The organism is Salinithrix halophila, from assembly GCF_042650125.1.
Classification (GTDB): domain Bacteria; phylum Bacillota; class Bacilli; order Thermoactinomycetales; family DSM-45169; genus Salinithrix; species Salinithrix halophila.
This window is the reverse complement of sequence record NZ_JBHSAP010000005.1, coordinates 1-25,046: the sequence shown is the minus strand read 5'-3', so window position 1 is coordinate 25,046 and position 25,046 is coordinate 1. Positions and strand designations below refer to the sequence as shown.

The following is a 25,046-nucleotide window of genomic DNA, read 5'->3' as shown; positions in this document are numbered from 1 at the left end:
TCAGGAAAAGAATTTACCTATCTGATACTGAATGAGGGGGACGAGGTCATCCCCTTTTAGGCCGACCCAGCCCATGGTGCCCGAAAGACGGAACCAGGCATGGGGGATCCATTGGAAAGCATCGCTGACGATAAACACGACGGTGGCGGCGAGAGCGGTCAGGAAATGAGCTGCTGAGGAGCGTTTAAGGGATGAATAAGCCCGAAAGAACCGTCGCCTTGACGGGGGAGGAGCTGCTTCTAGATCAGGGAGCGCCTCCATCACTCGGTCGACCCATTCATCGGAAGGAGCCACCTCGGGATCGTCCCATGCAACTTTCCATTGATCCAGCTCTTTGGCGAGCAAGCTACACTCCGGACAGTTCTCCAGGTGTTCTTGAACCTCGTCCCTCATATGGGGTAGAAGTTCTCCCAGGTGAAAGGCGAGGAGTGTTTCATCTGAAATTGGGCATCTCATGGTTCCATCCCTCGCTTCCCCTTGGATTGAAGCATCTTCCTCGCCCGATACAGACGGGTTTCAACGGCCTTTTTCTTAATCCCCAGTACATCGGCGATCTTGTCGTAGGAGTAATCATTCAGATAGTAATAGGTGAGGACCAGGCGGTACTTCTCCGGCAACTTCCAGACCATGGTACGAACATTTTCTCGAACTTCCTTGTCCAGAAGAGAAGGTTCCGGCAACCCTGAGGCGGCAGGGAGGGTCTGGAGCGCTTCTGCTTCAGGTGAAAGAGGCGAGCATCGACGTCGCCGTTTCCAGTCCAACCCGAGATTAACGGTGATCCGATACAGCCAGGTGGAAAACGAGGACTGAAAACGGAACCCGGGAAGGGCCTGGTAGGCACGGATAAACGCATCCTGGGCCAGATCTTCTGCGTCGGCGGGGTTGCCCGTGATCTTCAATGCAACAGCGTAAACCCGGGATCGGTGTCGTTCGATCAGATCTCGGTACAATTCCCGCTTCCCCTGTTGGATTTTACGGATGAGACCGTACTCTTCTTCCTTCATGGCTGCCTCCTCATCAGGTCCTTCCTTCTATATAGACGGAGCAGGCCCCTCTATCCCCTTCATTTTTCCACGAAAAAAAACACTTGCCTATGAGGCAAGTGTTGGAAAGCGAATGTGTTTTTCACTGGGATGGTGGTTCCTCTCCCAAGGTGAGGCGGGCATCTTCGAGAATGACCCGTTCCAGCTCGTTTAGTTGTTCGATACTGTTGGGCAACTGTTGGATCCGGCGCATGTCCGGTTCCATGAATTGAACCTTGCCCCCTTCTTCCCGGTGAACATACCGGGCCAGACTTTCCATGAATTCCTCACCGTCGCGCAGAATGGCAAACCGAAAAATGTAGAAAGGGGGTTCTTTTTTCTCCAAACCCCGGGACTCGATCACGATGGACATCTCGGGCCTCCTCTATTTTGGGTTTCCATATAAATTGTAACAAGCAAAGGGAAGGAAAGAAACGGGTCCCGGCGAATCACGCTTCTCATTTGGCAAGAATCGAGAGGAAGTGACAAATATCATCCGAGGAAGCTGCCGCCCTTTCGTCGAATCCCTATGCAAAAGGCGGCGGGAGCCGGGGAAAATAGGGGTGTGTCGGATGAGAAAAAAGCGTTGCGCCATCTTAGTCATGGTGTTGGTAGGGATGATGGGGACAGCCTGTATGAAGGAGAATCCCGTAAGTGAGTGGATGAAGGAGGAGAAAACATCAGGGAAGTTGCCAGCGATGGAACCCTTGACGGGTAAAGCCTTGGATCATCCGGCTAGGCCCGTTCTAATGGTCATGGTGAATAATCATCCTGCGGCACGTCCCCAAACGGGGCTGGACAAGGCGGACATGGTGTACGAGGTACTAGCGGAAGGGGAGATCACCCGTTTTTCTGCCTTCTACCACAGTGAAAGAAGCGGTACAGTGGGGCCCGTGCGGAGTGTGCGCCCTTATTACCTGGATCTGGCTGAGGGGAGCCGAGCGGTGGTAGCTCATGCCGGGGGTTCCAAAGAGGCGATGAAGGAGATCCGGACCAACAAGGCCCCCAGCTTGGACGGCATTCACGAAGCGGACCGTTGGTTCCGGCGAGAAAACTTCCGTCGCCCTCCCCATAACCTGTACACCGACCTGGGTGCCCTCTGGGAAGGGGTGAAAGCCAGAGGATACGAGCGGTCGAAAGCGATCACCAGCCCTTATGTGTTTGACGGGAAAGGGGCGAGCAGCAATGGGAAGGCGGCGAGCCAGGTCAACATCACCTATCACCGTCTTTATAAAGCAGGTTACCGCTATGATGAGTCTCTCGGGAAATATGTTCGTTATTCACAAGGAGAGAAGCAGACGGATCGACAAACGGACCAACCTCTCGCGATGGAAAATGTGGTCGTGATCACCGCTCCCCACCGGATCACCGACCGGGCAGGCCATCGAGATGTCGACTGGGAGGCAGGCGGCAAGGGAATGCTGTTTCAGAGAGGGAAAGGGGCCCCCATCCGTTGGAAGCGGGAGAAGGGCTGGATCGAGTTCCTCGTCGATGGTAAACCCGCTCCGCTTCTGCCAGGGAAAACCTGGGTCAATGTCCTTCCTGAAGAGGGGAAGCTTACCTGGCAGTAGAAAAAGGAACTGGACGGAACGTGTCGAATCTTGTACGTTAAAGGGTGAAAGCAATCATTTGTAAAGGGAAAGGATAAAGGGGGGATACGATGCAGCTGGACAAGTTGAGACAAAAAGAAGTGGACAACCTTTTCGCCGCCGTTCTGACGCTGAAAAACATTGAAGAGTGTTACCAATTCTTCGATGATCTGTGCACCGTTGGAGAGATTAAGTCCCTGGCCCAGCGTCTGGAAGTGGCTCGGATGCTCCGGGCGGGCTGCACATACAATCAGATCGAGGCTGACACCGGTGCCAGCACCGCCACCATCTCCCGCGTAAAGCGCTGTTTTCAATACGGAACCGATGGTTATGCCTTGGCCCTTGACCGCTTAGAGGAGACAAAACAGGAAAAATGATTCTTCTCGAACCGCCGAGAGATCGGCGGCTTTTTACGAATAAAGACGGCAGGATTGGATCCCCTTGGCCGTCTTTTTGGCATGTTTCCCGTCCCTTGTTCCTCCATCCTATCGCTTTCTCCCCTCTTTCCGGTACGATATAATGGGGCTGGTACTGGAAACGGGCTGAAGGGAGGCGGGAGCATGGTCAGGGAACGGATGAAAACATGGCGGCACGTCTTCAAACTGGATCCCAACCGGATCTTATCAGAGACGGCTCTGGAACGGATCTGCCTCTCTGGGACAGACGCTGTAATCGTGGGTGGGACAGATGGGGTCACCTATCGGAAGACCCGGGAACTGATCGACCGTATCCTGGATTTTTCGGTGGAGTGTGTACAGGAGGTTTCCGTGCAGGAAGCGGTGGTACCCGGCCTGGATGGATATTTGCTGCCAGTCGTTCTTAATGCGGGGGAGACCCGTTGGATCGTTGACGCCCAGCATCAGGCGGTGAAAGCATATGGAGACTGGATCCCATGGGAAGATACCGCCGCCTTGGGTTATGTGGTTCTCAACCCCGATTCTCGGGTGGGACGCTTGACAAAGAGCCGAACGGCCCTCAACCCTAGGGATGTGGCCGCCTATGCTCATATGGCAGAGCATCTCTACGGTCTCCCCGCTCTTTATCTGGAGTATAGCGGTAAGCTGGGGAACTTGGATATGGTGGAAGCGGCCGGGACGGCTCGAGACGGACTGCGTCTCTTCTATGGAGGCGGCATCTCCCGAAGGGAGGAAGCCCAGAGTATGGCCCGCCTTGCCGACACGGTTGTGGTCGGTAACCTGGTCTATCAAAATGTAGAAGCTGCTTTGGCCACCGTGCGAGGCGTCCGGGAAGCGGACGGTTTAAGCATAGAAGAAGACCGGACTTGAGTGTGCTAGACAATGAATTTAACGAACGGAAGGTGCGTGGATGATGGCACAGACCTGGACGAAGGAGACGATGCTTGAGGGGCTCAACCCCGACCAGCGGCGGGCGGTGGAAACGACGGAAGGGCCGCTTTTGATCGTCGCTGGTGCCGGCAGCGGCAAGACAAGAGTGCTAACCAACCGAGTCGCCTACCTAATGGCGGAAAAGCGGGTTCACCCCTGGAACATCCTGGCGATCACTTTCACCAACAAGGCGGCGCGGGAGATGAAGGAACGGATCCATGCCATAGTAGGACCGGAGGCAGAGGAGATCTGGATCTCTACCTTTCACTCCATGTGCGTGCGCCTTCTCCGAAGAGATATCGACCGGATCGGGTTCAACCGGAACTTCACCATCCTGGATACCTCCGATCAGCTGACAGTGGTGAAGCAGGTGTTGAAGGAAAAGAACATCGATCCGAAGAAATTTCCTCCCCGCAGCTTCCTGAACAAGATCTCCCACGCCAAAAATCGGCTGTGGGGGCCAAAGGATATGGAGGCCCACGCTCAAAACTTCAACGACGAGATGGCGGCTGGCGTCTACATAGCTTATCAGGACAAGCTTAGGGCTAATCAGTCCCTCGACTTCGACGATCTCCTGCTGGAAACGGTGCGCCTCTTTCAACAAGTGCCGGAGGTGCTGGACTATCATCAACGGAAGTTCCAGTATATCCACGTGGATGAATACCAGGATACGAACCACGTTCAGTACGTTCTCGTCAAGATGTTGGCGGATAAACACCGGAACCTGTGCGTGGTCGGTGATTCCGATCAATCGATCTACCGATTTCGGGGGGCGGACATCGCCAATATCCTGAACTTCGAGCGGGATTATGCGGATGCCACAGTGGTAAAACTGGAACAGAATTATCGTTCTACCAAAACGATCTTGAATGCGGCCAATGGGGTGATCGCCAATAACCTGGAACGGAAGGCGAAAAACCTGTGGACACAAAACAACGAAGGACAGCCGGTGCGACTTTTCGAAGCGGAAAACGAGCACGACGAGGCCTACTTTGTCGCCGACACCATCGTCAAAGAGCGGCAAGCCGGGAAAAACTACCGAGATTTTGCGGTTCTTTACCGGACCAATGCCCAATCCCGGGTGGTGGAAGAAGTCTTTCTAAAGTCGAATATCCCCTACCGGATGGTAGGAGGGATGAAGTTTTACGAGCGAAAAGAGATCAAGGATCTTCTTGCTTACTTGCGCCTAGTCGTCAATCCCGATGATGATCTCTCCCTCGCTCGCGTGATCAACGTGCCGAAACGGGGCGTCGGTCAAGCGACTCTGGACAAAATTGCCGCTTATGCAACTGGGCAGGGTTTGTCGATGTTCCGAGCTCTTCTCGAGGTAGAAAATATCGGGTTGACGAACCGGTTTATCCAACCTCTCACCCAGTTCGCCTCCCTAATCCGGGAACTGTCGGCGATGATGGAATACCTTACTGCCGGGGAGATCACCGAAGAAGTGCTCGCTCGCTCCGGTTATCGGGAGGAACTACGCAAGGAAGAGACAGTGGAGGCGGCTAGCCGACTGGAGAACATCGAGGAATTTCTCTCTGTCACGCGGGAGTTCGAGGAGAAAAACGAAGATAAAACCCTCGTTGCCTTCTTAACCGACCTGGCCCTCGTTTCCGATGTCGATTCTCTAGACGAAGGGGAGGAGGAGCAGGAGGGCGTTACCATGATGACCCTCCATTCCGCCAAAGGACTGGAATTTCCTCAGGTGTTTCTTGTGGGGATGGAAGAGGGGATCTTCCCCCACAATCGTACCCTGGACGATCCTGAAGAACTGGAGGAGGAGCGGCGGCTTGCTTATGTGGGCATCACCCGGGCTGAGGAGAAACTCTACCTTTCCCGCGCCCGTATGAGGATGCTGTTTGGCCAACAGAACGCCAATCCCGCTTCCCCCTTCTTAAAAGAGATTCCTGAGGAGCTAATCGAGCCCGTCGGAAAGCCTTCGGCGGTCTTGAAGAAGCCGGTGCTCCGTCAGGGGTCGGTTCGTCCCTCTCCTAACGAGGACTTGGACTGGAGTATGGGGGACAAAGTGAGCCATAAAAAATGGGGAACTGGCACGGTGGTCAAGGTACAGGGTGACGGGGAGGACACCGAGCTGACGATCGCTTTCCCCGCTCCCGTCGGAGTGAAGCGGCTGCTCGCCACATTTGCACCGATCACCCGCGGATGACCGCCCAAGGCAGGAGGAATGGAAGTGGACCGTCAACGAGCACAAGATACGATCGAGAAACTGAGGCGGCAATTGGAGGAGCATAACTACCGCTATTATGTCATGGATGATCCCGCCATCAGTGATACGGAGTATGATCAACTCATGCAGCGGTTGATCGCCCTGGAGGAGGAACATCCCGACCTGGTGACGCCGGATTCTCCCTCCCAGCGGGTGGGCGGCGAACCCCTTCCCTTCTTTGAAAAAGTAGAACACGCGATCCCGATGCTCTCCTTGGGCAACGCTTTCTCTTTCGAGCAGTTGAAAGAGTTTGACCAACGGATTCGCAAAACAACCGAACGGGAGTCCATCGATTATGTTTGTGAACTGAAAATCGACGGCCTGGCCGTTTCCATCCGCTATGAGGAAGGGTTTATGGTGCGGGGGGCAACACGGGGGGATGGACGAGTCGGGGAGAATATCACCTCCAATCTAAAGACCATCCGCTCCCTGCCGTTGCGCCTGAAAGAGCCGGTCACTCTGGAAGTGCGAGGGGAAGCCTTTCTCCCGAAGAAGGAATTCGAGCGGATTAACCGGGTGAAGGAAGAACGAGGAGAAGTCCCTTTTGCTAACCCGAGAAACGCCGCTGCGGGTTCCCTACGGCAGTTGGATCCCAAACTGGCGGCGGAACGAGCACTGGACGCTTTTTTGTACGGGGTTGGAGAAATCAAGGGAAAAGAGGTCCCCACGACTCATACAGCTTCCCTCGAAATGCTGACCCGCCTTGGCCTCAAGGTAAATCCGGATCGGGTGACGGTTAAGGGAATCGACGATGTGATGGACTACGTCGACTACTGGCGGGAACACCGCTTGGATCTTGGCTATGAGATTGATGGGATCGTGATCAAAGTGGATGATCTGGCTCTCCGTGAGGAATTGGGGAGCACGGCCAAGAGCCCCCGGTGGGCGATTGCTTATAAATTTCCTGCTGAAGAGGGGGTCACCGTGCTCCGGGATATCGTCATCAACGTAGGCCGTACCGGTGCTGTTACACCGACGGCGGTTCTCGACCCGGTCTCTCTAGCTGGGACAACGGTCCGACGAGCTTCCCTCCATAATGAGGATTTTATCCGAGAAAAAGGAATCAGACTGGGAGACCATGTGATCGTCCGCAAGGCGGGGGACATTATTCCTGAAGTGGTGGGTGTGCTGGAAGACCAACGTACCGGGAAGGAACGGACCTATGAGATGCCGTCGGAATGCCCGGAGTGCGGCAGCGAACTGGTCCGCCTCGAAGGAGAAGTGGCCCTGCGCTGTATCAACCCCCAGTGCCCGGCCCAAACCCGGGAAGGCATCATCCACTTCGTCTCTCGAGGTGCGATGAACATTGAAGGACTCGGAGAAAAAGTGGTCTCCCAGCTTTTTAAGGAGGAGTTGGTTCGGGGACCTGCCGATCTGTATGACCTAAGGGAAGAAGATCTTCTGCCACTGGAGCGAATGGGGAAGAAATCGGTGGAAAACCTAGTGGCGGCCATCGAGGCTAGTAAGAAAAATTCCGTGGAACGGCTCCTCTTCGGTCTCGGCATCCGCTTTGTCGGTTCAAAGGGGGCTCAAGTGCTCGCCCGTCATTTCGGCGATATCCACGCTATCATGGGGGCGGAGCGGGAGGCCTTGGAGGCTGTGGATGAAATCGGCCCTAAAATGGCTGAGAGCATCGTTGCCTATTTCGAAAACCCCGAAGTGAAGGCGACGATCCAACGCCTTGAAGCATCAGGAGTCAACATGACGTACCGGGGACCGGTCGCCTCGTCGAAGGCAGAAGACAGTCCCTTTACAGGGAAAACGGTGGTTCTTACCGGTACCTTGGAATCGATGTCGAGGAAGGATGCCGGTACCCGAGTCGAAGAACTGGGTGGTAGAGTGACCAACAGCGTCAGCAGTAACACCGACTTCCTGGTAGCCGGAGAAAAAGCCGGTTCCAAATTAAAAAAAGCCCAGGAAATGGGCGTCAAAGTAGTGGGGGAAGAAGAATTCCTCTCGATGCTGGGGGAATGACCGTCGTATGCGGGAAAACACGATTTATAAGGATATCCTATGGCGAAGGCCGACTCCCTCGGGAGTCGGCCTTTGTGGTCTAGTGGTGCTGTTTTAGTCTTGCTCCTTCTGTATAGGGGGATTCCATGGATGTATCCTTCCCGGAGGGAAAAGGGAGTTCGATGTCGAAATCAACGGGCGGGAGGACGGCGTTGTAGTATTCAGCGGCCATCAGAAGATAGCGCATTCCCTCTTTGATGTTATCTTTTTCATAAAAATATTGACCTAGGGTGTGGGAGGCACGGGCAACATGTTCCGGTGTTTGCAAACGGCGGAAGGTACGGATCGCTTCCTTATACCGTTCGACGAAAGCCTTTTCTTCCTTGCGTGCATAGTGGATTTGGCCTAAGTAGATCAGGCATTCCGCCAGAAACTTATCCCGATTTTTGAGACAACGGATCGCCTCGGTCGCGTGACGTTGGGCCTGATCCAAATCACCGGTCCGGATATAGATTTGACAGAGAACCTTATGGACGCACCCGATTTCCCACTCGTGGAGTTCCACGGATTCCACCACTTCTAGGGAACGGTGCAGGTAACAGGTGGCCAGTTCGTAGTCTCCAAGCCGCATGTAGCAAGAACCCATCTCGTGATACGTGTGGGAAATAAGCACTTGGGACATGGAGAATTGTTCGCCCATGCGGAGCACACGCTCAAAGCAGTCAATCGCGTCTTGGAAATCCCCCTTTTGGCTGTAGCATGCACCCAGCACGTTGAGCATATGGCACATTTCCTGCCAACGATCCTGGTGGAGCATGATTTCAATCGCCTTTTCTGCGTAGAGAATACACAGAGACGGGTTGGACATCTGAAGGTGGGCTTTACCTAGATTACCGTAGATATAAGCTTTCTCCAAGGGATTGGTCACACTGGGCAGAAGCTTTTCGGCCTCTTTGTAGTAGTGCAGGGCCTGGTCGTACTGGTCTTGAAAAAAATGATGATTACCTTTGATGCGCAGGTACCAGACAAATAGGTTGGGATCTTCCTCCAACTGATCCCAGCGTGCTTCAAATTCCTTCACCTTTACCCAGTACTTCCTATCATCTAGACGGTGGGTATAACAGTTGATTTCCAGAAGGTCGACCTGGATCAGGATTTTGGTATCATTGACGCTTTCTGCTAACTTTTTCAGCAATTCCAATTCTTCCAGTGCCTGTTCGGGGCCTCGGCTAATCAGAGAGGTGTGGACTTGGTTGATAAGCTCCTCTGCTTGTCGGACCGTTTCCTGGTCCGTAACGCCAAGGAGATTCTGAACAGTGGATCGCAGCCGCCTGGCAAGGGGTTGAAGGATGTCGGGCCGGGGGTTCGCCTTTTCATTTTCGATGAGGCTGAGGTAAGGGACGGATAGAATCCCTTCGGCTAGTTCCGACTGAGTTAATCTCAGTTCTCTACGCCGACGCCGGATGTTGGTTCCCAGACCGATGAGCACGTCCCCCTTTCCTGTAAGATGGTCCCGGGGGCTGCATTGCAGTGGTAAAAAGATGATGAGTTCCACCAGCCTTACGGGACTTCTATATCATTACTATGTTACCGGCTGCATTTCCTCTGTCAAGAGACCGAGGAAAATGGTACCGGTTACGGAGGATGTTTTAAAACTTTAAGCAAAGACAGCCTGAAAAAGGCTTAACATCGGCTGATTTTTTGTCGAATTTTGTCGAACTTTTAAAAACACAAAAGCCTCGATCTGTTGTATGATAAGAATGTACTCAAGGAATTTCCCTTCCTGCTGGGGAATGCTCCCAGTGGGATGGTGATTTTGGGTGCAATGCGGGATGGAGTCTTCTCTTGAACGCTGTTCTTTGGTCTTGGTCTTTCTGTATAGTGGGACACCCGCCGTTGGACGTATTCACGGGGGTTGTCCCCTTTTTTTATTGAAAATCATAGACCCTCCCCTGATATAATGAGGGTGGATCTTGAGGATCGGAGGAGACCATGAACAGAAGAATCGGTATGTGGGGGGCGTTGATGACAGCTCTGTCGCTCGTTGTGTTGGCAGGGTGCGGTCTGTTAGCTGATTTCGAGACCGAAGCAAAGCAAAAGCTGGGCAAATATGATGCCCTGGCCGAGAAGAAAAACGAAGAACTGGATTTGAGAGAGTTAAAGCTGGAACCTTACGCCGACGAAGTGGGCGGGAGGCTTTCCTCTCCGCGTTACCAAGAATTCGCGGTGAATTCCCAGTTGGAGATTAAGGGATCTGCTAAGAAATACAGGGGATTTCGTTCGGATGTCGCTTGGATCGAAGTAGAGAAGGAGAGCGACGGAGGTAAGGAGATGGAATTCTCCTATTATGCTCCGCTGCGTGACGGTCGTTTTAGTCAACGGGTGCAACTCTTCGACGGCAAGGGGAAATACCAGGTAACGGTTCGTCTTCCCGGTAAAGATGAGGAGGATCGTTTCTATGACTTGGCCCGCTTTGAAGTGATCAATGTGAATCCCGAAAAAAAGCGGGATGTCGCACTGACCCGAGCTGGTCAAGCGGCTGGGCTGAAAATCGATCGACCGACTTCAGGGTTGACCCAGGCAAAGGGAGTTTTTAACCTGGAGGGCTCTCTCGGTAAGATTGAGAACGGACGGGTGATGGTTCGTCTGGAGAAAGACGGCAAGCAATGGGAGCACCTTTTCCCTCTGGAGCAGGGGAAGTTTGTGGGGAAAATCCCCCTCTTTTACGGAAAAGGAGTCCATCAACTGACCCTGCTCACTCCTGATAAGAAGCGGAAGGACTACTATAACGAAGCGGGTAGCCTCCTGGTGGAGAATACGGCTGACAGAAAAAGAAACCCGATCGAGTATTTTAAGCACTATGATGAACGGGGAGTAAAGTTGGCGTCTCCTCTCGCCGGCGGGGATTCGGCGAATATGAAATACCGGATCAAGGGGCGGATCAACCCCGATGCTCCCTATGCTGACCAGACAAAACATCTTATCGTTCAGACGAAAAAAGACGGCATGGAAGCCACTTATTTTGTTCCGGTGAAAAATTATCGGTTTGACGATACCTTTTGGCTCCGCTTTGGCAAAGGGGAGTACGAAGTGACGGTTAACGTTCCAGAGATTACCGATGAGCAACGGGATTATTTCCGCTTTTTTGGGGTCGCTCGGTTCACCGTAACCAATACGTCGGACCGTGATCTTCGAAATCTGCTTCCTTCACGGGGAATTCAATCCAAGGACGAGACGATTCGTGCACTCGCGGAAGAATTGACCCAGGGTAAAAAAGGAGATCAGGCAAAGGCGCTGGCCGTCTATGAATACGTGGCTAAGAATATTCGTTACGACGTACAGAAGTTTAAAAATGACGAATTTGAGTATGATGACAGTGCACGGAAGACACTGAAGGAGAAAGAAGGGGTTTGTCAGGATTATTCCTTCTTAGCCATCGCTCTCCTTCGTTCCATCGATATCGAGACCCGTTTCGTCCAGGGGGTGGCTGATGGTAACCGCCACGCCTGGGTGGAGGTGAAGGTGGACGGTAGGTGGCTGACGATGGACCCGACTTGGGGTTCCGGCTACATCGACGGAAACGACCGGTTCGTTCGCCGCTATACCACCAAGTATTTTGATCCGAAACCCGGCGAGTTCGCTAAAACCCATACCCGTACCGGAGTGATGTATTAATCCCGGCGAAAAACCGCCTTCACCTGCAAGAATGGGAGTAGGCGGCTTTTTTGTTTACACCTTCACCCGGCGGGGGTCGTGATGAGGCGGTTTTCCTTATTACCGTTTAAGGATGGTATACTAAGCGGACAGTGATCGGGCAAGAAAGGGGAAAGGCTGTATGGAGAGTGGGCAGTCGGGGTTTGTTCATCGGGTGCGGGAGGAGGAAGACGGAAAAATGGTGCGTCAAGTGTTGAAAAACCGGTTTCGTTTTTCCCGACGCATGTTTCGCCGCATCCGACAGGGGGAGGGGGTGATGGTGAACGGTGAGCCGGTTTATCTCACCTCCCGGGTACGTGCCGGGGATGAAGTGCAGGTTCCGGTTCCAACCGATGAAGGCGAAGGGATCGAACCCCAGCCAATACCCATCGACGTGGTTCATGAAGACGACGATCTGATCATTCTCGACAAACCGCCGGGGATCGTCGTTCACCCGACCCGGGGATATAAGGACGGGACCCTGGCCAACGCCCTCGCCCATTTCTGGCGGGAGCGAGGGGAGTTCCATCTCGTCCGCCCTGTAACCCGGCTGGATAAAAATACGTCCGGCCTGATTGTCTTTGCCAAACATGCCCACGCCCATGGATTTCTCTCGAAAGAGATGGACCGGCGTCGTTACAAGCGGGAATACCTTGCGTTGGTACAAGGACGGATGGAGCAAAGGAGCGGAATGATGGACGGTCCCATCGGACGGTCCAAGGAATTTCCCGCCCGTCGCAGGGTGACAGCGGAAGGAGTGCATGCGGTTACGCATTTTCATGTCTTACGTACCTTTCCTGAGGCCTCTCTTCTCCGCCTTTCTTTGGAGACGGGGCGAACCCATCAAATCCGTGTTCATCTCTCCCATGAAGGCCATCCGATCATCGGTGACGATCTGTACGGCGGCAAAGGTGGAGTGGTTGATTTGGACAGGCAAGCCCTGCATGCCACCTCCCTTACCCTCGTCCACCCCCGGGATGGCCGGGAATACCATTTTGAATCCCCCCTCCCCCCGGATATGGCGGGTCTTCTCCATGATTTGGAGGGGCGATTGGAAGATTAACAAAATTTATAATAAACAAAAAAGGATATCGATTCTAGAGAGCGAATACCCTACCAACATTCTCAGTGAAAAGAGGTGGGGGTTTTTGAGACGGGGATGGACGGGTTGGATGGCGGTGTTGTTATCGGCTGTGTTGCTGTGGCCAGCAGGAGCAGTTCAGGGAAAGGAATCTTTATCGCCACCCTCTCCCAAGCGGATGGGGGAGTTTCGTACCCAACCGGGGAAACCGGGTACGTGGTCTTTGGGGGAAACTCCTCCCAATATGGACCCTTCCAAGCCGCCGATCGTTTTTGTACATGGGTTACATGGCACTTCGGATAGCTGGAGAGGAGATACCAAGTACCATGGCCCCAATGACATGTATGAGATCGTTTATAGCCGAGGCTATCGAACCGCCTTCGTCGAACTCAATGCAGAGTCTCAGGCCGATGATATGTGGACCAATGGTCGGCTTCTCGCCAGCATGCTGAAGCAAATCCATCAACATTTTGGAGAGCGTGTCAATATCGTAGCCCACAGTAAGGGAGGAGTTGATTCCCAGGCCGCGCTGGTTCACTCGAGTGCTTGGCCGTATGTGGGAAGGGTGATCACACTGGGATCCCCCCATCGGGGCTCCCACCTCGCAGACTTAGCATATAGCTGGTGGGCCGGCTGGCTGGCGGAATTGCTTGGGAGGCGGGATGCCGGGACGGAATGTTTACAGACCGGTTATATGGAGTATTTTCGCTCGGTAACCGATTCCAACGCCAATGTGAGCAAAAATAGTTATTTTACGGCGGCAGGAACGAACTGGGGGCCGTTTCCCTCTTCTTTGTGGTTGGGAGGAGCCTATCTTTCCCCCCGCGGGAGCAATGACGGGCTGGTCAATGTGTGGAGTACGTATCTGCCTTATGGACGGCATCTCTTTACAGCCGATGTCGACCATGATGCTCTCCGCAAGGGGAGTACCTCTTTTCCCCGTATTGAATCCGTGCTGGGAACAACGGCAAAAGCTGCCTCCACCGATGAAAAAACAATGGCGGAGACAGCTGCTGTTTCCGGGGAGAATGGCTCACCGGGGGGTGAACAGCTGGTGAGAGGCGGACCTATTGGTTCTGGGGCCGAAATAGTGGAGGAGGTGCCGGTGGAGTCCGGGCAGGAAGAGATCCTTTTCCACGTGATGGCCGGTGACGCTGGAGTGGGGATCTCCCTTCGCTCTCCTTCCGGAAAGGTATATACGGAACAGAGCCCCCATTTTATCAAAGGGCAAGACACGGAAATCTTCAAAGGGGCCGCAGTTCAGGCCTATCGGATCGACCGACCGGAAGCCGGTACCTGGAAAGTGCGTCTCAAGAGCAAGAATAACAGCGCTTACTTATTGGCCGTTTCTTTCACCGGTGCGACGAAGGTGCAAACCAAGGTGAAAGCCCCGACAGCGCTCGGCCAGGAAGTACCCGTCCGTCTGGATATGAAGGGGACCGATCTGGATCCGAAGAAATTCCATGTTCGAATGCGGCTTTCGCCACCTGGTTCAAAGAGGGTCTCTGCCATGAAGGCTAAGGGCTTCCAGGGCCAAATGCAATTGGCTCCAAAAGACGGACGAGGCTCTTTCACCGGAAAGCTTCCCCCCCTAAAGACCCCCGGTGTTTACAACCTTACGCTGGATATCGAAGGGAAGAATGACCGGGGAGAACGTTTCCAGCGAACAGAGATCCGTTCCTTCTATGTCCCAGCACCCGATAAAAAGAACTGAGTGCTCTATCGAATCCATGGTTCCGTCCCTTAGTGGGACGGATTTTTTTGCCCATGGAAACCAGTCATCTCCCCCACCGTATGGGTTCCTGCCGCCTTGGGTCATACTGGAGAAGAATGGAGGGATTCTACTATGGACTGGTCTGTCTTTTCCCTGTGGGAATGGAAAGTGATGATCGTAATCACGCTGTTTTCAGCCGCTATGGCCTGGTGGACAAAAAGGCGTTTTTACCGGGCGACAGCCTGTGGAGGGGTGGCGGTAATTATCTTGGCCGCCTCCATTTTGGAACCGAGTCCCTGGTGGACGGTGGGAGGCATCTTATTTGGGGCGATTTTTCTCTTGTTGATGGCCAAACAGATTTTGGAGCCGAGAGAGGACGGCTAGCAGTTTAACCTTACCGAGTCCTTCCCTTTTTACCTGGCAACAATTTCGTTTTTTGCGTCCATTTTTCATCTTCGATACAATGAATGGGATGAACCAAGCGGGGAGGAAGCGGAATGGAAGGTCGGGTAGCGTGGGTAACCGGAGGAGCCTCCGGTCTGGGGGCGCAAGTTGCCAAAAGATTGGCGGAAATCGGTTGTCATATCGTGGTCAATTACCGTACCAGCCGGAAACCGGCGGAACAGTTGGCACAGGAGATCCGAGGAATGGGACGGGAAGTGCTGGCGGTCCAAGGGGATGTGTCGAGCCCGGAAGCCGTCCGGAAGATTTCCGGCGAAATCCGCCGCCGCTGGGGACGGCTAGACGTCCTGGTCTGCGCGGCGGGCCCTTTTTTGTTTAAGCGGATCCCCACAGTGGAGATGGAGGATAACCAATGGCGGGAGATGGTGGGCGGCAATCTTTCTGGGGTTTTCTATTGCACTCGGGAGGCCGTTCCCCTGATGCAGGAGCAGGGGTGGGGGCGAATCATTACCTTCGGCTTTCCCGAGGTGGAAATCGCCCCGGCCTGGCCCGGCTTTTCCGCTTATGCTGCTGCTAAAGCGGGCGTCGTCTCATTGACGAGAACGATGGCGCAAGAAACGGCTCCCTACGGGATCACTGTGAATATGGTTTCCCCTGGGGATATCCGCCATCCCTATAAAGAAGCGCCGATTGCCGCCGCTCGCGGAAAACATGAATCGAAGAACCTTGTCGGACGTCCCGGCACCGGCGGGGATCTCGCCCGGGTGATTGAATTCCTGGTTCAGGAAGATTCCGATTTTATCACCGGAGCGGTCATCCCGGTGACGGGGGGATTCGATAACCGACAGTTTCAAGTGGAGAATTAAAAAACCAGCTCCTCGGGAGCTGGTTTCATTATGGTCAGATTTGCAACAAATATGATCGAAGTTGCGTTATAATGAAGGGGTCTTCTTTCGACAGGTTTCGTCTTTTGGATTTATCGTTGATAATACCAGGCCAAAGCAAACCAAAACAATGAAAAGATCAACCCCAGGGTGAATCCCACGGGACCATGGATTTTCCACATCAAAAAGGATGCGAGGATCCCGACTGCACCGGTGAAGCGGCAAGCGAAGACAGCGGCTTTTGCGTTCATGCGATCACCTCGCTCCCACTATACCATAATCCAGTGACAAAGGAGATGGGAATCTAGGCCTGCGGCTTTCTTCCAAAACCATCGATTGCAAATGTTTACCATAGAGTGAATATCCTCTATGTGCTATATTGCCTGAATAAGCCGATTCATCACTAAAAAACAAAAGAACGGATGCTTCCCGGCGGGTGTCCGACCGGGCATGCTGACGTGACACAAACGATAAATCATGGGATTGCAGGGGGTTTTAAAATGGACAGTTACCGGATGGAATCGGGAGCGATCCCACCCCGATCCAGGGTGCAGGGACGGTCGGCGAAACGTTCTCTGGGCCCGCGCAAAGGAGGCCGGGGGGGTGCTTCTGGCGGCGGAGGCGGCGGCAAGCGATTCCGCTTCTTCAACAAAAAGTGGATTCTTCTCGTCCTTATGACCACTCTTTTATTGGTAGTCGGTGGGTGTTCCGCCATCTTTATGACGGCTAAGGCGGAAGACATGGACCAGATTAAAAAAAGGATGGAGGAATCCTCCTCCCTCATGGACAACAAAGGGCATGAGGCTGTAAAGCTGGGGGGGACGAACCGGGAGTTCGTCAAGATCTCCGATATCAAGTCACCGGAACTGGCGAAAGCCTTCGCCAAAGTGGAAGACGAGCGCTTCTATGAGCATAACGGGGTGGATTTCCAAGGGCTCGCCCGTGCGATGGTCAAGAACGTCATCGCCATGGGGAAGGCGGAAGGCGCCAGTACCATAACGATGCAGGTGGCTCGGAATGCTGTGTTAGGCGATCGGGAGAAAACCTATACCCGGAAGTTGAAGGAAATCGCCGTTGCGATGGATCTGGAGCGAAATTATAGCAAACAAAAGATATTGGAAACCTATATCAACTATATCGATCTAGGGAACAACGTTCGGGGCGTCAAAATGGCGGCGAAGATCTACTTTGATAAGGATATTACCAAAGAAAAGCTGAAGCCGGAGGAGATCGCTCTCCTGGCGGGTCTGCCCAAGGCGCCCTACGGCTATGACCCATTCAGTAAACCGGAAAAAGCGAAGCAGCGACGCAACGTGGTCCTGATGAAAATGGCTGAAGACAGCACCCTTCCACCGCTGATCAGCGAGGAGGAGAAGGAGCGGGCTCAAAAGAAGCCCCTGGGTGTAAATCCGGATTATGTGAAAAAACATATCAAAAAAGGCGACTACAGCGCGTATAAAGAAATCGTCATGAAGGAGATCAATGAACGGTATCCCCAACTGGGTCGGGATGAGAAAGAACTAGTCAGCAGTGGTTATAAAATCTATACTGGCCTGGACCAAAAGGCGCAAAAAGCAGCCGAAGCGGCGATCAAAAACGATAAATTCTATCAGAATTCAGCGGGACAGGTGGAGAAAGGCCTGGATGCCGGTCTCACCCTGATGAACCCAAAGAACGGGGAGATCGTAGCCATCGGCGGCGGGAGAAAGTATCTGACGGGATACATGAATCGAGCCAAGCAACCGATGCAGCCCGGCTCCGTAATTAAGCCGATCACCGTTTTCGGCCCAGCGGTTAAAGATAAGGGATACAATGAATACTCTATTGTCCAAGATGAACCGATCCAAATCGGTCAGTGGGAACCGCAAAATATGACCCGCAAAGTTTACGGAGAGATTGAAATGAAGGAAATGGTGGCCAAGTCCTTGAACCTTTCTACCATCCGGTTGTTAAAAGATGTGGTAAAACTGGATCGGGCCTATGATTACGCCCAGAAGGCTGGTCTGGAATTGACACCCAAGGATCGGAAAAGTTATGCGGCTCTCGGTCTCGGCGGTCTGACCAAAGGGGTTAACACCATACAGATGGCCCAGGCATACAGCACCTTTGCTAACAGCCAAGGGATGCTGACGGAGGGCCATACGATCAAAAAGATCGTCGATCCCTATGGCAATGTAGTCCCACCTGAAAAGCAGCCGAAAAAACGGCAGGTTTATGATAAAAAGACTGCTTACTACATGAACCGGATGCTCAAAAATGCCGTAGAAAAGGGGACGGGTGTCAACGCCCAACTGGACGATGGGCGTCCCTTGGCCGGGAAGACCGGGACGACTCAGAAATCGAAGGAAGCCTGGTTTGTCGGTTATACTCCGCAGCTGGTTGGCGCGGTTAATGTCTTTAACGAAAAAGGAAGCGAAGTAGAACTGACCGGGGGCGGTTATCCGGCGAAGATCTTCAAAGAAGTGATGGAGGTCGCTATGGAAGGGAAACCGGTGGTAGATTTCAAAAACCCCGGTGTCAAGGAGCCGAGCCCGCCCTTCCAACTGAGGGCCGTGGACGGTCTCTCCGGCGGGTTTGATGGGAAGAAGGTCAACCTACAGTGGAACGACTACGATGAGAGCAATCGTGTCAAGTACCGGGTGGAACGGTCGGAGGACGGATCAAACTGGAGCCCGATCGGGGAAACTCCGGACGGTGCTTTCAGCGACAATCAGATTGAAATTCCCAAGAAAAAGGGTGGTTTTGAAGAATTCTTCGGCGGTAGCGCTGAGCCGAAGCAATACTACTACCGCATCGTGGCCGTCGATACCCAGCCTGAAGACGGAAGTCCTGCAGAAGCCGATCCTTCCGGCTCCTTGGAGGTTCGGATTGATCCACAGGGGGACGACAAACCGAAGAAGGAGAAGCCCGAGGATCAACAGCCTGAGGATCAACAACCCGAGGATCAACAGCCCCAGGATCAACAGCCCCAGGATCAACAGCCCGAAGATCAGCAACCAGAGGATCAGAACCCGCTTCCTGACGGCGGTGAAGAGGGAACCCAGGAACCACCGGGTAACGAACGAGGCAACGGCCAACAGGGGGGCGAGGATGACGGTGGTGGCCTCTTTGGTGGAGATGGAGGATAAGGATATACGAGATATGCGTTTGTTTATGGAGGCCGGCAGATTGCCGGTCTTTTTTTTATGGGACAATCTCTCCAGATTGTGGACCTTTTCACCAGAATTCCAGTAGGTTATACTTAATCCAACGGATTGACATATATTGATAAAGATAGATAGATTGGGCGGGTAATCAAGTATTTGTACACAGATCGAAGTATCTGGGGGGGTAAAGATATGGATGAAAACCGAAAAGGGAATCGTTCCCCCGGACAGGAAGGCGAAAAACGATCCGACCGTGTTGGTATAAAGAAGAGAAGGTTCTTCAATAAAAAATGGATGTTGCTTGTGATTTTGACTACCTTGCTATTAGTGGCGGGAGGCAGTTCAGTTGTCATGCTGTCCGCCAAGTCCCTGCCTTTAGATAAGATGGAGGAGATTCAGTTCGCCTCTACCATCTACGACAAAAAGGGGAAGCCGGTTACCCGGCTGGGTTCCAATCAGCGGGAGTACGTGAAGATGAAGGATGTAGTCTCCCGCAAACTGATTGAAGAGGCCTTCGTAGCGGTGGAAGACCGCCGTTTTTACAGTCACCACGGTGTTGATTTCAAGGCGATTGCTCGTGCGCTGGTCCGTAATGTCATCCAGGGACGAAAGGCCCAGGGTGCCAGTACGATCACCATGCAAGTGGCACGGAATGTGGTGCTGGAAAACACGAAAAAGACCTATACGCGAAAGCTGAAGGAAATCGCCGTCGCCTGGAATCTGGAGAGGGATTATTCCAAAAATGAGATCCTAGAAGCTTATTTGAATTACATTTATTTCGGAAATGAAGTTCAGGGGATCCAGATGGCAGCCAAGATCTACTTTGGTAAGGATTTAACCAAAGACAAACTGGAACCGAAAGAGGCAGCCTTACTGGCGGGTATGCCGAAAGCCCCATCCCGCTACGACCCTTATCGAAACCCGGACAAAGCTAAAGAGCGGCGCAATGTCGTTCTGATGGTTATGGCCGAACAAGGAATTATCAGCGAGGCCGAAAAGGAGAAATATCAGAAGGCGGACCTGGGTGTCAACCGTAAATACTTGAAAAAATACGTGAAAAGCGACCATTATCAAGCATACAAGCATTACGTCATGAATGAGGCGGAAGAGCGTTTCGGAATCCCCGAGGAGGAGTTGGCCACGGGAGGCTATCAGATTCGGACCACCCTGGATGCCAAGGCCCAACGGGCGATGGAGAAAGCATTCAAGAACGACTCCCTCTTCCATAACCGAAAGGAGCTGGATGGAGGGGCGACCATCCTCGATCCCAAAACTGGCGGGGTCGCCGCCATTGCCGGTGGTCGGGAATACCTCGGTCGCGGCTATATCCTGCGATCCACCGATCCGGGGCAGCCGGGATCGGCCATTAAACCGATTACGGTTTATGCGCCAGCAGTGCAAGAGAAGGAATATAACGAATATACCCCAGTGAAGGACCCCCCTGGTTTCCAGGTGGGGAATTGGAAACCGAAAAACTTTCAAGGGCGGTATTACGGAGAGGTTCCTCTCAAGGAAGTGCTGGCTAAGTCCCTCAACGTGGCTACCGCCTGGCTGTTAACGGAAAAAGTGGGCTTGGACACGGCTGCCCAGTATGCGGAACGGATGGGTCTGAACTTAGAGGCCCACGACAAATCCTCTCCTGCGGCCCTGGGGCTTGGAGGCCTCACCAAAGGGGTGGATACCGTACAAATGGCTCAAGCCTACAGTGCCTTCGACAACAACGGTCGTATGACCGACGCTCATGCGATCGAAAAAATCACGACCCAGGATAAGGAGTGGGAACCCCGAACGGAAATCGAGAAGAACCAAGAAGTGTTAACCCCCAAGACAGCTTGGTATCTCACGAGAATGATGCGTTATAACGTGCAACAGGGAACAGGCCAAAATGCTCAACTCCCCGATGGAAGGGATGTTGCCGGCAAGACCGGGACCACTCAGGGGAGCAAGCGAGCCTGGTTTGTCGGTTATACCCGGGAGTATGTTATGGCGGCGACGGTCTATAACACGGAAAACGGCCAGGTGGAGCTTTCCGGGGGGAAATACCCGGCCCGAATCTTCCGAAAGGTGATGGCTGAGACCTTGGAGGGAACGCCGGTCAGTCGGTTTGTCAATCCGGGTGTGGAGGAACCGAAACCGCCTTTCGTGCTGAAAGCGGTCGATTTGAAGGGAGCATTTGACCCAGGCTCTCGATCCATCCGGTTGAGCTGGAACGACTACTCCGACCGCCTCCAATATCGGGTGGAACGTTCCGAAGACGGGTCCAACTGGACGGCCATCGGGCAGACCGAAGACGGCGCTTGGTCGGATACGAACATTGAAATTCCGCCTCCCGGCGATCCCTTCGGCGGAGTGAGACCCACTTATACGTATCGGGTGATTGCCATTGATACGGAAAGCAATAAGGAAGCGGATCCCTCCAACACACTGACCGTCCAAGTTTCCCCGCCAATCGAAGAGCCCCCGCCCCCGCCGGGGAATGAAGAAGGGGATGAAGCTCCCGGTGATCAGCGGGGAGATCAGCAGCCTGGTGATCAGCTAGGGGATCAAGGGGGGGGACTTCCCGGAGGCGATCAACAGGGCGGCCAGGGAGAGCAAGGGGGTCAAGGACAACAGGGGAATCAAGGGGACGATATCACCATCCCCGAAGATCAATGGCCCCAACGACGACCCCGACCGGGAGAGCCGGGGGGGAGATGACCTTCTTTCCCCTCCGATTCGTCCCCTTTCAAAACAAAATCGCTTCGCTCTCCTTCTCCCACCCACGGAGATCCGAGCGAGGCGTTTTTTATTGAAGGCAGACCGTAACCCTGTCCAGCCGAATGCCTCCCTATCTCCGCCCGGTTCTATCCGGGACATCTCCCCCATAGACTCTGTTACGGGACGAGTATCAGAGGAGGGTTGGCTTTGGCTGTGGATGAGCGATGGTTTACAGCCGCACGTGTCGGGTTCGCCTATATTGGCACGGTGGTGGGAGCGGGCTTTGCTTCCGGCCAGGAAATCATGCATTTTTTTACCCGATTCGGGATGGGGGGAGTCTCGGCCATTCTGATGGTGACCGCTCTGTTTTCCTGGCTGGGTATCAGGATGATGGTGATGGGGGCGCGCTTGAAAGCAAACTCCTATGAGGAATTCAACAATTATCTCTTCGGTGACCGGTGGGGCCGGTGGATGAATATTTTCGTCGGGTTGGTCCTCTTTGGAGTGACAACAGCGATGATGTCCGGGACGGGGGCACTCTTTCGGGAACAGTTGGGGCTTTCCTTTCACCTCGGAGTGATTGTCACCTCCCTGATTGCTTTTGTGGTCATCTTGCGCGGGATGGAAGGAATTCTTTCCGTCAACGCTTTAGTGGTTCCCTTGATGTTTCTGTTTACCGTGCTGGTGGGGGTGAATGGGTTTCAGACCGGCGGGATGGAGGAATTCATCGGAATGGTTTCCGTCGCCGAAGACGACCATTGGATCACCTCCGCCGTCACCTATGTCGCCTTTAACCTAGCGATGTCCCAGGCGGTACTGGTGCCGATGGGCAATGAAATTCAGGACGAGAAAACCCTTCGCATGGGCGGTCTCCTCGGTGGTATCGGCCTTGGGGTGATGCTACTGGCCAGCAACTTCGCCTTGGCACTCAGGACCCCGGAAATTTTCGGAATGGAGATTCCCATCGCCCTGGTGATCGGAACACTGGGTCAAGGGATGAAATGGTTCTTTTTGGCCGTGATGTGGGGAGAGATCTTTACAACCCTAATCGGTAACGTCTACGGTCTTGCGGCCAACCTGATCCAAGTCGTTCCCTTTCGGATCAACACCCTGATGGCCGCGATTTTTATCCTAGGCTATCTCTGCTCCCTGTTGGGTTTTCCGATTTTCGTCGGGAAAATCTATCCCCTATTCGGATACTGCGGGATCATTGTGTTGCTGTTATTGGCTGTTCGCCGTTACCCTCGTTATTGAACCTAGATCCCACGTGTAGGCAGGATTCGATACAATGGAAGAGAGCGGTACTCAAAGGAGGCAATCGGTATGAAATTGAATCAGGCAATCCGAACACGCCGCAGTATCGGCAAGGTCTCTGAGTCGATTCCGGACAAAACCCTGATCGACAAGGTGTTGGAGGCGGCCCGTTGGGCTCCCAATCACCATATGACCCAGCCTTGGAAATACATCGTCCTGACAGGGGAAGCCCGCAACCGGCTGGGGGACGTGATGAAGGAGATTAAGGCGGATACGATGGCCAAAGAGGGGCGTACAACGACTGCAGATAAGTTGGAACAGGCGAAAAGAAAAGCTTTGCGTGCCCCCGTGATTATCGCGGCGGTGGTTCAACCCTCCGAAGATCCCATGGTGGAGGAGATTGAGGAAGTGTGTGCCGTAGCTGCCGGTGTGCAAAACGCGCTTCTCACAGCCCATGCGCTTGGGCTGGGGGCGATCTGGCGAACGGGCAAAGCTACCTACCATGCGAAGATGAAAGCGTTCTTCCATCTGGATGAAAGGGAAACCCTACTCGGGTTCCTCTATGTCGGCTATCCTGCTACCCTGCCCAGAGAACGCCCTCGGGTGCCGATCGAGGAAAAAGTGGAATGGTGGGACCGCTGAAATAACCTTCCGGCGAAGGTTCGAGTGACGGGAGCAAAACGAACAAGGGAGCGATTCACCCATGACTCTCCTCTTGATCATTGTGACGGCTTACCTGATTGGGGCTCTCCCCCTCGTCGCTTTGTGGCGGGGAAAGGGATTTCGCCCCTGGCCACCTTCAACGGGTGTATACCAGCCACGACACCTGTCGGAATCCTTCTGGATCCTCGGTCTTGAGATGGGAAAAGGGGGGATGGCCGCTCTCCTCGGGCTATTGTTCCAAGGATGGCTGGGAGCGGCCTTCGCCGCAGTAGCCGTGGTAGTAGGTCAAATCTTTCCCATTTTCACAGGGTTCCGAGGGGGCAAAGGAGTGGCTGTATCCGCCGGAGCTTTGTTGGTGTTGAGTCCCTATCTCTTCGTGATCGGTCTCGGGATCTACCTGGCTGTCCTTCTGATTACCCGTTACCTCTCCCTTTCCGCGGTTACTGCCACCATAGCCGTCTTCTTGCTCTCTCTTGTCTTATTCCCTAAGTTCTATCTCATCCTGGTCACCTTCACCCTAGGAGGATTGGTACTCTTCCGCTACCGAGAACCCCTCGCCCGCTGGCGGCGCGGCTCGGAACCTCCTTTCCGTTTGCGGGGATTGAAACGGTGGAAATAACGGAAATACGTCTAAGAGTGCCACCTATTTCGAATATGTGGCACTCTTAGTGAACGCCTCGGGATTATTCTTACTGTGCTGATTCTTCGGTAGCCATAGGGTAAGAGGAATGCTTCTTATAAGGGGTCCGTTGTTGCATCAGCATAAAATAGCGTTCCATTTCATTGGCGTGCTGTAAATGTTGAATGTAATTTTGAAAGTGAATTTGTGGGCTAATATACTCATATTTTTTTGCCAACATGAGATAGGTAGACGCCAATTTTAAATGATGCTCCCACATCTTTTTGTAATCCAATATCATCCCTCCCGTTTCATTTAGGCATCAGCAGTGTATGCAGGTGCCTAGTTTCACGAAAAGGTACAAATGCCTAAACGAGTGATCCGGTGCGTTTCCTCCAGAAAACCATCACGCGTCTGTCAGCCCTTCTGATACAATCGGAAAGGGGAAGAAGAAGCAAGGGGGAAACATTTATGGAATGGACAGGGCACCTACAACCCATGAAACATCAATGGGAAAACCCGGTTCAGTATTTTGCTAGAGTAGGGGAAGAGAACATTGCTCTCAACCAAGCCCTCGGTGAAGAAGTGTGGATCCGGTTTGAGAATGAGATCGCCTGTTGCTATTGTGGAAGGAAGATTAAGAAAACCTATAACCAGGGCTATTGTTACCCTTGTGCTTTTTATATGTATTAATCCAGTTTCGGGAACACGTCTAAGGTAAATTGATCCTTGACCTGGTTTGGTTCCTTTGTGTACTCC

22 protein-coding genes are annotated in these 25,046 nt (G+C 53.3%); 16 read left to right on the top strand and 6 right to left on the bottom strand.

Annotated features, from left to right (window positions below):
- From ACFOUO_RS02075 to ACFOUO_RS02065, 3 genes are all read right to left on the bottom strand, one after another.
- Positions 1 to 456 (bottom strand): anti-sigma factor family protein, encoded by a 456-nt coding sequence (locus ACFOUO_RS02075; RefSeq protein ID WP_380701672.1) that lies wholly within the window; start codon positions 454 to 456, stop codon positions 1 to 3.
- On the bottom strand, positions 453 to 1,004 hold the full coding sequence (locus tag ACFOUO_RS02070) for an RNA polymerase sigma factor (RefSeq protein ID WP_380701670.1): 552 nt from the start codon (positions 1,002 to 1,004) through the stop codon (positions 453 to 455). Before ACFOUO_RS02070 ends, ACFOUO_RS02075 begins: the two co-directional genes overlap by 4 nt.
- A gap of 121 nt (positions 1,005 to 1,125) precedes the next feature.
- Positions 1,126 to 1,395, bottom strand: a complete 270-nt coding sequence (locus ACFOUO_RS02065) for a hypothetical protein (RefSeq protein ID WP_380701668.1) — start codon at positions 1,393 to 1,395, stop codon at positions 1,126 to 1,128.
- A 199-nt stretch (positions 1,396 to 1,594) separates the two neighbouring features.
- On the opposite strand from ACFOUO_RS02065, the gene ACFOUO_RS02060 reads away from it, so the two are divergent.
- The 5 genes from ACFOUO_RS02060 (at position 1,595) to ligA (ending at position 8,155) form a co-directional block, all read left to right on the top strand.
- Positions 1,595 to 2,593: a DUF3048 domain-containing protein gene (locus ACFOUO_RS02060; RefSeq protein WP_380701666.1), complete on the top strand. Its 999-nt coding sequence runs from the start codon at positions 1,595 to 1,597 to the stop codon at positions 2,591 to 2,593.
- 89 nt (positions 2,594 to 2,682) lie between these two features.
- Positions 2,683 to 2,988, top strand: a complete 306-nt coding sequence (locus tag ACFOUO_RS02055) for a YerC/YecD family TrpR-related protein (protein WP_380701664.1) — start codon at positions 2,683 to 2,685, stop codon at positions 2,986 to 2,988.
- Positions 2,989 to 3,171: 183 nt separating this feature from the next.
- Positions 3,172 to 3,897: a heptaprenylglyceryl phosphate synthase gene (locus tag ACFOUO_RS02050; RefSeq protein ID WP_380701662.1), complete on the top strand. Its 726-nt coding sequence runs from the start codon at positions 3,172 to 3,174 to the stop codon at positions 3,895 to 3,897.
- 40 nt (positions 3,898 to 3,937) lie between these two features.
- Positions 3,938 to 6,121 (top strand): DNA helicase PcrA, encoded by a 2,184-nt coding sequence (pcrA, locus tag ACFOUO_RS02045; protein ID WP_380701660.1) that lies wholly within the window; start codon positions 3,938 to 3,940, stop codon positions 6,119 to 6,121.
- Positions 6,122 to 6,145: 24 nt separating this feature from the next.
- The gene (ligA, locus tag ACFOUO_RS02040; protein WP_380701658.1) at positions 6,146 to 8,155 is read left to right on the top strand and encodes an NAD-dependent DNA ligase LigA; all 2,010 of its coding nucleotides are present in this window, start codon (positions 6,146 to 6,148) and stop codon (positions 8,153 to 8,155) included.
- 79 nt (positions 8,156 to 8,234) lie between these two features.
- Here the strand turns inward: ligA and ACFOUO_RS02035 are convergent, their stop codons facing one another.
- Positions 8,235 to 9,623 (bottom strand): helix-turn-helix domain-containing protein, encoded by a 1,389-nt coding sequence (locus tag ACFOUO_RS02035; RefSeq protein ID WP_380701656.1) that lies wholly within the window; start codon positions 9,621 to 9,623, stop codon positions 8,235 to 8,237.
- Positions 9,624 to 10,126: 503 nt separating this feature from the next.
- Between ACFOUO_RS02035 and ACFOUO_RS02030 the strand changes: the two genes are divergently transcribed.
- The 5 genes from ACFOUO_RS02030 to ACFOUO_RS02010 all read left to right on the top strand — a co-directional run bounded on the left by ACFOUO_RS02030 (position 10,127) and on the right by ACFOUO_RS02010 (position 15,890).
- Entirely contained in the window at positions 10,127 to 11,809 is a 1,683-nt protein-coding gene (locus tag ACFOUO_RS02030; protein ID WP_380701654.1) for a transglutaminase domain-containing protein, read from the top strand.
- A 160-nt stretch (positions 11,810 to 11,969) separates the two neighbouring features.
- The gene (locus ACFOUO_RS02025; RefSeq protein WP_380701652.1) at positions 11,970 to 12,890 is read left to right on the top strand and encodes an RluA family pseudouridine synthase; all 921 of its coding nucleotides are present in this window, start codon (positions 11,970 to 11,972) and stop codon (positions 12,888 to 12,890) included.
- 85 nt (positions 12,891 to 12,975) lie between these two features.
- Complete coding sequence (locus ACFOUO_RS02020; protein ID WP_380701650.1) at positions 12,976 to 14,622, top strand: esterase/lipase family protein; 1,647 nt, start codon at positions 12,976 to 12,978, stop codon at positions 14,620 to 14,622.
- A gap of 132 nt (positions 14,623 to 14,754) precedes the next feature.
- Complete coding sequence (locus ACFOUO_RS02015; protein ID WP_380701648.1) at positions 14,755 to 15,006, top strand: hypothetical protein; 252 nt, start codon at positions 14,755 to 14,757, stop codon at positions 15,004 to 15,006.
- A 113-nt stretch (positions 15,007 to 15,119) separates the two neighbouring features.
- Positions 15,120 to 15,890 carry an SDR family oxidoreductase gene (locus ACFOUO_RS02010; RefSeq protein WP_380701646.1) on the top strand — a complete coding sequence of 257 codons (771 nt, stop codon included), beginning with the start codon at positions 15,120 to 15,122 and terminating at the stop codon, positions 15,888 to 15,890.
- Between the two features lie 110 nt (positions 15,891 to 16,000).
- Here ACFOUO_RS02010 and ACFOUO_RS02005 read toward each other — a convergent pair whose 3' ends face one another.
- Positions 16,001 to 16,159 carry a hypothetical protein gene (locus tag ACFOUO_RS02005; protein ID WP_380701644.1) on the bottom strand — a complete coding sequence of 53 codons (159 nt, stop codon included), beginning with the start codon at positions 16,157 to 16,159 and terminating at the stop codon, positions 16,001 to 16,003.
- A 249-nt stretch (positions 16,160 to 16,408) separates the two neighbouring features.
- On the opposite strand from ACFOUO_RS02005, the gene ACFOUO_RS02000 reads away from it, so the two are divergent.
- From ACFOUO_RS02000 to ACFOUO_RS01980, 5 genes are all read left to right on the top strand, one after another.
- On the top strand, positions 16,409 to 19,036 hold the full coding sequence (locus ACFOUO_RS02000) for a transglycosylase domain-containing protein (protein ID WP_380701642.1): 2,628 nt from the start codon (positions 16,409 to 16,411) through the stop codon (positions 19,034 to 19,036).
- A 210-nt stretch (positions 19,037 to 19,246) separates the two neighbouring features.
- The gene (locus ACFOUO_RS01995; protein WP_380701640.1) at positions 19,247 to 21,751 is read left to right on the top strand and encodes a transglycosylase domain-containing protein; all 2,505 of its coding nucleotides are present in this window, start codon (positions 19,247 to 19,249) and stop codon (positions 21,749 to 21,751) included.
- A gap of 207 nt (positions 21,752 to 21,958) precedes the next feature.
- Positions 21,959 to 23,005: a YkvI family membrane protein gene (locus ACFOUO_RS01990; RefSeq protein ID WP_380701638.1), complete on the top strand. Its 1,047-nt coding sequence runs from the start codon at positions 21,959 to 21,961 to the stop codon at positions 23,003 to 23,005.
- Positions 23,006 to 23,074: 69 nt separating this feature from the next.
- Positions 23,075 to 23,647 carry a nitroreductase family protein gene (locus ACFOUO_RS01985; protein WP_380701636.1) on the top strand — a complete coding sequence of 191 codons (573 nt, stop codon included), beginning with the start codon at positions 23,075 to 23,077 and terminating at the stop codon, positions 23,645 to 23,647.
- 61 nt (positions 23,648 to 23,708) lie between these two features.
- Positions 23,709 to 24,287 carry a glycerol-3-phosphate acyltransferase gene (locus ACFOUO_RS01980; RefSeq protein WP_380701634.1) on the top strand — a complete coding sequence of 193 codons (579 nt, stop codon included), beginning with the start codon at positions 23,709 to 23,711 and terminating at the stop codon, positions 24,285 to 24,287.
- A 70-nt stretch (positions 24,288 to 24,357) separates the two neighbouring features.
- Here ACFOUO_RS01980 and ACFOUO_RS01975 read toward each other — a convergent pair whose 3' ends face one another.
- Positions 24,358 to 24,582 carry a hypothetical protein gene (locus ACFOUO_RS01975; protein WP_380701632.1) on the bottom strand — a complete coding sequence of 75 codons (225 nt, stop codon included), beginning with the start codon at positions 24,580 to 24,582 and terminating at the stop codon, positions 24,358 to 24,360.
- 176 nt (positions 24,583 to 24,758) lie between these two features.
- Between ACFOUO_RS01975 and ACFOUO_RS01970 the strand changes: the two genes are divergently transcribed.
- Positions 24,759 to 24,980 carry a DUF2797 domain-containing protein gene (locus tag ACFOUO_RS01970; protein WP_380701630.1) on the top strand — a complete coding sequence of 74 codons (222 nt, stop codon included), beginning with the start codon at positions 24,759 to 24,761 and terminating at the stop codon, positions 24,978 to 24,980.
- The last annotated feature ends 66 nt before the right edge of the window (positions 24,981 to 25,046 follow it).